Genomic DNA, 2,500 nt, shown 5'->3' with positions numbered 1-2,500 from the left:
GCGATCTAGGCATGACCAGGATGAAGGTGCAGTAACATGCACTGGAGGTCCGAACCGATTAACGTTGAAAAGTTACCGGATGAGTTGTGTTTAGGGGTGAAAGGCCAATCAAGCCGGGAAATAGCTGGTTCTCCGCGAAAACTATTGAGGTAGTGCCTCGGATGGACACCCTAGGGGGTAGAGCACTGGATGGATGCGGGGGTCGCGAGATCTACCAACTCTAACCAAACTCCGAATACCTAGGAGTGATATCCGGGAGACAGACGGCGGGTGCTAAGGTCCGTCGTCAAAAGGGAAACAGCCCTGACCTACAGCTAAGGTCCCCAAGTTATCACTAAGTGGGAAAGCATGTGGAAATCCCAAAACAACCAGGAGGTTGGCTTAGAAGCAGCCATCCTTTAAAGAAAGCGTAACAGCTCACTGGTCTAAACAAGGGTTTCTGCGGCGAAGATGTAACGGGGCTCAAGTGATACACCGAAGCTTAGGGTGTGGATTTATCCACGCGGTAGCGGAGCGTTCCGTAAGCCTGTGAAGCGATCTGGTAATGGGTCGTGGAGGTATCGGAAGTGCGAATGCAGACATGAGTAGCGATAAAGAGGGTGAGATGCCCTCTCGCCGAAAGACCAAGGGTTCCTGCGCAAGGCTAATCCGCGCAGGGTGAGCCGGCCCCTAAGACGAGCCCGAAGGGGGTAGTCGATGGGAACCACGTTAATATTCGTGGGCCTGGTGGTGTGTGACGGATGGTGTGTGTTGTTCGGCCTTATCGGATTGGCCGGGCTTCGAAACTGTTCCAGGAAATAGCCCCACCGTATAGACCGTACCCGAAACCGACACAGGTGGTCAGGTAGAGTATACCAAGGCGCTTGAGAGAAGTGTCCTGAAGGAACTCGGCAAATTGCCTCCGTACCTTCGGAAGAAGGAGGCCCAACATAGGCGCAAGCTCTTGTTGGGGGCACAGGCCAGGGGGTAGCGACTGTTTAGCAAAAACACAGGGCTCTGCTAAGTCGGCTTCAAGACGACGTATAGGGCCTGACGCCTGCCCGGTGCCTGAAGGTTAAGTGGAGGGGTGCAAGCTCTGAAATGAAGCCCAGGTAAACGGCGGCCGTAACTATAACGGTCCTAAGGTAGCGAAATTCCTTGTCGGGTAAGTTCCGACCTGCACGAATGGCGTAACGACTTCCCCACTGTCTCCAGGACATGCTCAGCGAAATTGAATTCTCCGTGAAGATGCGGAGTACCCGCGGTTAGACGGAAAGACCCCGTGCACCTTTACTGCAGCTTCAGAGTGGCATTAGGAAAGAACTGTGTAGCATAGGTGGGAGGCTTTGAAGCATTGGCGCCAGCCGGTGTGGAGCCATAGGTGAAATACCACCCTGTTGTTTTCTGATGTCTAACCTCGTTCCGTAAGCCGGAACAGGGACCCTCTGTGGCGGGTAGTTTGACTGGGGCGGTCGCCTCCTAAAGAGTAACGGAGGCGCGCGATGGTGGGCTCAGGCCGGTTGGAAACCGGCTGTTAGAGTGCAATGGCATAAGCCCGCCTGACTGCGAGACTGACAAGTCGAGCAGAGACGAAAGTCGGTCATAGTGATCCGGTGGTCCCTCGTGGAAGGGCCATCGCTCAACGGATAAAAGGTACGCCGGGGATAACAGGCTGATAACCCCCAAGAGCTCATATCGACGGGGTTGTTTGGCACCTCGATGTCGACTCATCACATCCTGGGGCTGGAGCAGGTCCCAAGGGTTTGGCTGTTCGCCAATTAAAGTGGTACGTGAGTTGGGTTCAGAACGTCGCGAGACAGTTTGGTCCCTATCTGCCGTGGGCGTCGAAATTTGAGAGGAGTTGACCCTAGTACGAGAGGACCGGGTTGAACGTACCTCTGGTGTACCTGTCGTCGTGCCAACGGCGCAGCAGGGTAGCTATGTACGGACGGGATAACCGCTGAAAGCATCTAAGCGGGAAGCCTCCCTCAAGATAAGATTTCATAGGACGGTCGGAGACCACGACCTTGATAGATCGGATGTGGAAGTGCGGTAACGCATGGAGCTAACCGATACTAATTGTCCTATTCGCGCTTTGAGAGTCTCACACCATCAATGACAATCCTGGGTCACCAGCGAAACGTCAGCGACGGCGTGGATGATACAAGTCGAACGCCAGAACATACCTTCACATCACCAGCGCCCGAATGGTCCGGGCCGCTGGCAGACAAGGTGCATCGATTTTAAAACCCGTCACAATGCAGATTGCGACGGGCCACCCAAGCCCAAACCCCGCATCCGCCCGCTTCATTGCCTGGTGGCTATAGCGTCGGTGTCCCACCCGATCCCATCCCGAACTCGGCCGTGAAACCCGACTGCGCCAATGGTACTATCGCTCAAGCGATGGAAGAGTAGGTCGTCGCCAGGCATTGCAGCCGGCGGATACGAGGCACAAAGCTCGGCAAACAGAACCCATACACAATATCAGCCGGCAACGGACACCAACACCCCCGCCCACCAG

The 2,500-nt window shown here is 55.2% G+C and carries 2 rRNA genes (1 of these 2 cut by a window edge); both read left to right on the top strand.

The window, feature by feature from the left end:
* Positions 1-2,077, top strand: a 23S ribosomal RNA gene (locus tag HD841_RS20535) (it extends 742 nt beyond the left edge of the window).
* Between the two features lie 215 nt (positions 2,078-2,292).
* A 5S ribosomal RNA gene (gene rrf / locus HD841_RS20530) occupies positions 2,293-2,407 on the top strand.
* Positions 2,408-2,500 lie beyond the last annotated feature (93 nt).

Origin of the sequence: Sphingomonas melonis (assembly GCF_013409985.1) — a bacterium.
Taxonomy (GTDB): domain Bacteria; phylum Pseudomonadota; class Alphaproteobacteria; order Sphingomonadales; family Sphingomonadaceae; genus Sphingomonas; species Sphingomonas melonis_A.
The sequence above is the reverse complement of the archived record's forward strand: the minus strand, read 5'-3'. Positions and strand labels throughout refer to the sequence as shown.